The following is a 5,659-nucleotide window of genomic DNA, read 5'->3' on the forward strand; positions in this document are numbered from 1 at the left end:
GTTGACGACACATGAGTGCCGTGTGTTTAGCGCCGCACATGGCGCGTTCTTCGGCACAGGTTCCAAACTTGGAGTTTGGCCATCCAGTGCCGGACGACATGACGGATTTGGCCGAACAGCGTCCAGTCTCCGTCAATCTTAGACCTTGGTAGCATGCGCCTCATCTCCTTTGCCGAGTTTGGCGGTTAGCGGTGCCATGGCAAGTTGGGCGCTTGCCAAAATTCAAACAGGAACAATCCTGTCGTCATAAGCAGGCCCAAAATTAAGGCCTGCAGTCCGACTGCTTTCCACACTGCGACCCAGAATGCCACTACTGTGATGCCAGCTAGGATCCAGATCACGGCTCCCCAGAAAACGTCGGAACGATGAAATAGCCTTCCTTGCATTGTAACCCCCCATTGAGAGGCGATTAGCCCCTCCACGCTGCTCAACAATTGAGCTTATCATTAATAGCACTAAAAAAGGGTGGTGTCAATTATGCTCTTGACACAAAAATAAGAGATGATTATACTAATTAGCACTCTATGATTGAGAGTGCTAAGCATTTATGAACGAACGAACAGCTAAAATTTTAAAGCTCATTATTGAAGAATATATCCGGACTGCCAAGCCTGTTGGTTCAAAGTACCTGGCCGAATCAGGTAAATTTAATATTTCCCCGGCGACAATTAGAAACGCAATGGCGGATTTAGAAGATTCTGGCTACATTGCCCAACCGCACACATCGGCCGGCCGAGCGCCAACCGAGAAAGGCTACCAATATTATATTCAAAATTTAACGCCTAAATCGGTAACTAAATCAGAAGCGACTAATTTAGACAACGCTGAAAATCCAAAAGAGTTGGCTCGGTATTTGGCTAGCCGCTCGGCTAACGCTGTTTTTTTAGCACTTGATGACAATTATGTTTATATCACTGGCATTGCTAATGTTTTTTCACAGCCTGAATTTTTTGAACACGAAACTGTCTCTGAGTTAAGCGAGGCGCTAGACCATATTGAAGATATGGTTCGGTCAGTTGATAGTATGTTAGATGAACAGCTACAAATTATGCTGGGATCAAAAAATCCCTTAAGCCGTGATTTAACCTTGCTGCTTGGCCGGGGGCTAAGGCATCATGACCGGGTAATTGGCATGCTTGGCCCAATGCGTATGGATTATGCCCGTAACATGGCGTTGCTGGATTACGCTCGGCAAATTCTATATCGTTTTTAATTTATGAGCAAAAAAACTGAAGCTAAACCAAAGCCAAATAAAGTTCAGGAATTGGAAGCCAAGTGTAATGAGTATTTAGACGGTTGGAAGCGGGCGCAGGCGGATTATCAAAATTTACAAAAACAAGTTGTTAAAGAGAAAAGTCAAACGATTAAATTTGCCCAACGTGAGATTATTGAAGAGCTTCTAAGCGTTTATGACAATTTTAAAATGGCGGTGGGGCATATACCGCACCACCAAGAAGCCGAGGATTGGGTGATTGGCATTCGTCACATTCTAAAGCAGTTGAAAAGTATTTTGGAAAACGCGGCCGTGCATGAAATTTTAACAGTCGGAGAAAAATTTAACCCAGAAGTTCATGAGGCCGTAGAACAGGTAGCTACCGACGAACAGCATGACGGTTTGGTAGTAGAAGAAGTAAAACCAGGATATAAAATGCATGGCCAAGTGATTCAAGTCGCTAAAGTAAAAGTTGGGGTACATAAAAAATAACCACAGTGTCATTGCGAGCGAACCGAGTCTGACTCGGGGAGCGTGGCAATGACAATCGGGAACAAATAATAAATAACACTAAAGCATAAGAAACACTATGGGAAAAATATTAGGTATAGATTTAGGCACCACCAACTCCGCCATGGCGGTGATGGAAGGCGGCCAGCCAAAAATTATTGAAAACAAAGAAGGTAACCGTACTACACCTTCAATGGTCGCATTATCAAAAACAAATGAGCGTTTAGCTGGGTTATTAGCAAAGCGTCAAGCCGTTACCAATCCGGCTAATACCCTTTTTTCTATCAAGCGCTTGATAGGCCGACGCTGGGAAGACGAGGAGGTCCAAAGAGACGTTAAAACCATGCCGTATAAGATTGTAAAGTCTGGTGAAGGCGTGAAAGTGAAAATGGGCGATAAAGAACATACCCCTCAAGAAATTTCAGCTATGATTTTACAAAAGCTTAAAGCTGACGCTGAAGAAAAATTAGGCGAAAAAATTGATGAGGCGGTAATTACCGTGCCGGCCTACTTTGATGATTCGCAACGTCAAGCGACTAAAGACGCTGGTGAAATCGCGGGATTGAAAGTTAAACGAATTATTAATGAGCCAACCGCCGCGGCTTTAGCGTATGGTTTTGATAAAAAGAAGGGCCAGCAAATTTTGGTTTATGACCTTGGCGGCGGTACGTTTGATGTTTCAGTACTTGATGTCTCAGAAGATACCGTGGAAGTTAAATCAACCAGCGGCGACACTCATTTAGGCGGCGATGACTTTGACGGCCGCATAATTGATTGGATTATTGAGGAGTTTAAAAAAGATTCAGGAATTGATTTATCTAAAGATAATTTGTCATTGCAACGCATTAAAGAGGCGGCTGAAAAAGCTAAAATTGAATTATCGACCGCTCAAGAAACTGAAATTAACCAACCGTTTATTACCTCAGACGCCAGCGGCCCCAAGCACTTAACCTTGAAATTGACCCGGGCTAAGCTAGAAGAGTTAGTCGGTGATTTAGTTGAAAAAACTATGTCGCCAGTGAAGCAAGCTCTTAAAGACGCTAAGTTGGAAGCCAAAGACATTGAAGAAATAGTCATGGTCGGGGGAATGACCCGCATGCCATTAGTTAACCAAACAGTTGAAAAGTTTTTTGGCAAAAAGCCGAACTTAAGCGTTAATCCAGATGAAGTCGTGGCTCTTGGCGCGGCGGTGCAAGCGGGAGTATTGCAAGGAGACGTTAAGGATGTTTTATTGTTGGATGTAACACCATTAACTTTAGGGATTGAAACACTGGGAGGAGTAGCTACACCTTTAATTGAACGTAATACTACTATCCCCGCGAGCAAAAGCCAAATTTTTTCTACGGCGGCGGATAATCAACCGTCGGTGGAAGTGCATGTACTTCAGGGAGAACGGCCAATGGCAGCTGATAACAAAACTCTTGGCCGGTTTATTCTTGACGGTATTCCGCCAGCTCCCCGCGGCGTGCCACAAGTTGAGGTCAGTTTTGACATCGACGCCAATGGCATACTAAATGTATCCGCCAAAGATAAAGGTACGAGTAAGGAACAAAAAATTACTATTACTGCCTCTTCCGGTCTATCCAAAGATGAAATTGAGAAAATGAAAAAAGATGCCGAAGAGCACGCTGGCGAGGATGCCAAGAAGAAAGAATTAGTTGAAACTAAGAATTTAGCTGACACTTTAGTGTTTACTACTGAAAAAGCTTTGAAAGATGCAGGAGACAAAATATCCGCCGACGACAAAAAAGCGATTGAAGAGAAGCTAGAAGCGCTTAAAAAAGTGACAGACAAAGACGATTTAGACGCGATTAAAAAAGCATCAGAAGAATTGTCCCAGGCCGCTCAAAAATTAGGGGAAGCGATGTATAAGCAAGAGCAACAAGGCGCCCAAGCTCAAGCCAAGGATAAATCAGAAGATCAAGCCAAAGACGAGGCCGGGCCGGTCGAAGGGGAGTTTGAGGAGGTTAAAAAGGAAGAAGGCCAAGACGGCAACAAAGAGAGTAAATAATCTAAGTCCCCTCAATGCTCGAGGGGACTTTATTCTGTGTTACAATAATACTGTTTTATGCTATTAAACTTATCATTACTTTTAGGCGGCTTTATTTTATTGATTAAAAGCGCTGATTGGTTAGTTTCTGGCAGTAGCAGTTTGGCCAAGACGTTTGGTATCCCAAGCATTATAATTGGGCTTACGATAGTGGCTTTTGGCACAAGCGCGCCGGAATGGATTGTCACTGTATTTTCGTCATTTAGCGGTTTTGGCAACGCGGCTATTGGTAACGTGATTGGGAGTAACATTTCAAACGTGGCTTTAATTTTGGGCGTGGCAGCGATAATTTTACCGCTTTCGGTTGATTCAAAAGTAATTTCCCGTGAAATCCCTTTTTTAATTTTAGCTTCACTAGTGATGTTTTTGATGGTGACGCGGGGATTTTTTTCCGGTGAAGCGTTGCTTACCCTTTTTCGCTCAGACGGATTAATTTTGATCGCCTTTTTTAGCATTTTTTTATATTACTTAATTAATGAGGCTTTGCGCTCAGGCGAAAGTTTTATTGAAGAAAGACGGTTGAAAGGTGAATATGCCGATATCGCTAAAAATCGCAAACCATTACGCGCTATCGGCGCATTTTTAATCGGCGTTATTGGTTTGGCTTTGGCTGGGCAGTTGGTGGTTCACGGCGGCGTTAATTTAGCTGGGCTGCTTGGAATTTCAGATGCAGTTGTTGGTTTATTTGCTTTTTCTTTGGGGACCTCATTGCCTGAACTTGTTACCACCATCAAGGCGGTTAGAGAAAAGGAGCCAAATTTAGCCATCGGTAACGTGGTTGGCAGTAATGTCTTTAACACCTTGTTTGTTTTGGGCTCTGCCGCTTCAATCACCCCCATTGTCTATAGTTCAAAATTGTTATTTGATGTCGGCTTAATGTTTGCCTTGTCTGGAATATTAATGTTTTTTAGCTTCACTGATAGAAAAATAAGCCGGGTAGAAGGGATTAGTTTGCTGGTGCTGTACTTTTTATACTTAACTTTTCTTTTTGTAAGAAATTAACCCAGTAGAGAAATTTCGAAATGATTATGTTTTATAACTATATAATTCAAAGCAAGAAGAACAAAATTTTGTACAGTGGTTTTACTTCTGATTTAAAGAATAGAATCAAAGAGCATAATCAAGGTAGAAATAAATCAACAAAAGAGAATCGTCCGTGTGAGCTGATTTATTACGAAGCATGTTTGAGTAGAAAAGATGCCACCAGGAGAGAAAAATATTTAAAAACAACCCAGGGTCGCCGTTTGTTAAAGATAAGACTCAAAGATTATTTTTATATGAAGAATATTCGAAATTCTTCTACTGGGTAAAATGGCTAAAGATTATTACAAAATACTCGGTGTAGACAAAGGTGTGTCCAAAGACGAACTAAAAAAAGCATACCGCAAGCTCGCGCACCAATATCATCCGGATAAAGCCGGCGGCGACGAGGCGAAGTTTAAAGAGATCAACGAGGCATACCGGGTTTTATCAGATGACACTAAGCGCCAACAATACGATCAGTTTGGCCAAACCTTTGAAGGTGCCGGGCCGGGCTTTGGCGGCTTTAGTGGTTTTCAGGGTTTTGGCGGCGGTGGCCAAGGGTTTGAATTTGATTTAGGCGATATATTTGGGGAAGTTTTTGGCGGGGGCCGGGCGCGTACTCGTGCTCGTCAGGGGCGTGATATGCAAATTGATTTAGATATTCCGTTTCGAGATGCGGTTTTTGGAGCTGAAAAAACCATTAAAATTTCTCGCGACCAAGTATGTGATAAATGTAAAGGCAATGGAGCTGAACCTGGCAGTAAAATTGATACGTGTAAAACTTGCGGCGGTTCCGGCCAAGAATATCGCAATGTTGGGTTTGGCATTCGGATGCCTTCAGTTTGTACTGCCTGCCGCGGTAA

At 42.8% G+C, this 5,659-nt stretch carries 6 protein-coding genes and 1 pseudogene (1 of these 7 cut by a window edge); 6 read left to right on the forward strand and 1 reads right to left on the reverse strand.

All coding sequences use genetic code 11. The features are described from left to right. Nucleotides 1-185 precede the first annotated feature (185 nt). A complete protein-coding gene (locus tag COT81_00170; GenBank protein PIS05566.1) occupies nt 186-386 on the reverse strand; it encodes a hypothetical protein in 201 nt (66 codons plus the stop codon). Between the two features lie 161 nt (nt 387-547). Between COT81_00170 and COT81_00175 the strand changes: the two genes are divergently transcribed. The 6 genes and pseudogenes from COT81_00175 to dnaJ all read left to right on the forward strand — a co-directional run. After that, nucleotides 548-1,213: a hypothetical protein gene (locus tag COT81_00175; protein PIS05567.1), complete on the forward strand. Its 666-nt coding sequence runs from the start codon at nt 548-550 to the stop codon at nt 1,211-1,213. Nucleotides 1,214-1,216: 3 nt separating this feature from the next. Continuing rightward, nucleotides 1,217-1,705 (forward strand): nucleotide exchange factor GrpE, encoded by a 489-nt coding sequence (gene grpE, locus COT81_00180; GenBank protein PIS05568.1) that lies wholly within the window; start codon nt 1,217-1,219, stop codon nt 1,703-1,705. Nucleotides 1,706-1,802: 97 nt separating this feature from the next. Further along, nucleotides 1,803-3,734 carry a molecular chaperone DnaK gene (locus tag COT81_00185; protein ID PIS05569.1) on the forward strand — a complete coding sequence of 644 codons (1,932 nt, stop codon included), beginning with the start codon at nt 1,803-1,805 and terminating at the stop codon, nt 3,732-3,734. Nucleotides 3,735-3,791: 57 nt separating this feature from the next. Next, nucleotides 3,792-4,775 (forward strand): sodium:proton exchanger, encoded by a 984-nt coding sequence (locus COT81_00190; GenBank protein ID PIS05570.1) that lies wholly within the window; start codon nt 3,792-3,794, stop codon nt 4,773-4,775. A 26-nt stretch (nt 4,776-4,801) separates the two neighbouring features. Then, entirely contained in the window at nt 4,802-5,083 is a 282-nt protein-coding gene (locus tag COT81_00195; protein PIS05616.1) for an excinuclease ABC subunit C, read from the forward strand. Between the two features lies 1 nt (nt 5,084). Continuing rightward, nucleotides 5,085-5,659: pseudogene (gene dnaJ / locus COT81_00200) on the forward strand (molecular chaperone DnaJ); it runs 478 nt beyond the window's last position.

The organism is Candidatus Buchananbacteria bacterium CG10_big_fil_rev_8_21_14_0_10_42_9, from assembly GCA_002773845.1.
Classification (GTDB): Bacteria; Patescibacteriota; Patescibacteriia; order Buchananbacterales; family 21-14-0-10-42-9; genus 21-14-0-10-42-9.

Bases quoted from the DNA above. Each gene is read 5' to 3' on its own strand.
- COT81_00170 (PIS05566.1), bottom strand. From the start codon at position 386: ATGCAAGGAAGGCTATTTCATCGTTCCGACGTTTTCTGGGGAGCCGTG.
- COT81_00190 (PIS05570.1), top strand. From the start codon at position 3,792: ATGCTATTAAACTTATCATTACTTTTAGGCGGCTTTATTTTATTGATT.
- COT81_00195 (PIS05616.1), top strand. From the start codon at position 4,802: ATGTTTTATAACTATATAATTCAAAGCAAGAAGAACAAAATTTTGTAC.
- COT81_00175 (PIS05567.1), top strand. From the start codon at position 548: ATGAACGAACGAACAGCTAAAATTTTAAAGCTCATTATTGAAGAATAT.
- grpE (PIS05568.1), top strand. From the start codon at position 1,217: ATGAGCAAAAAAACTGAAGCTAAACCAAAGCCAAATAAAGTTCAGGAA.
- COT81_00185 (PIS05569.1), top strand. From the start codon at position 1,803: ATGGGAAAAATATTAGGTATAGATTTAGGCACCACCAACTCCGCCATG.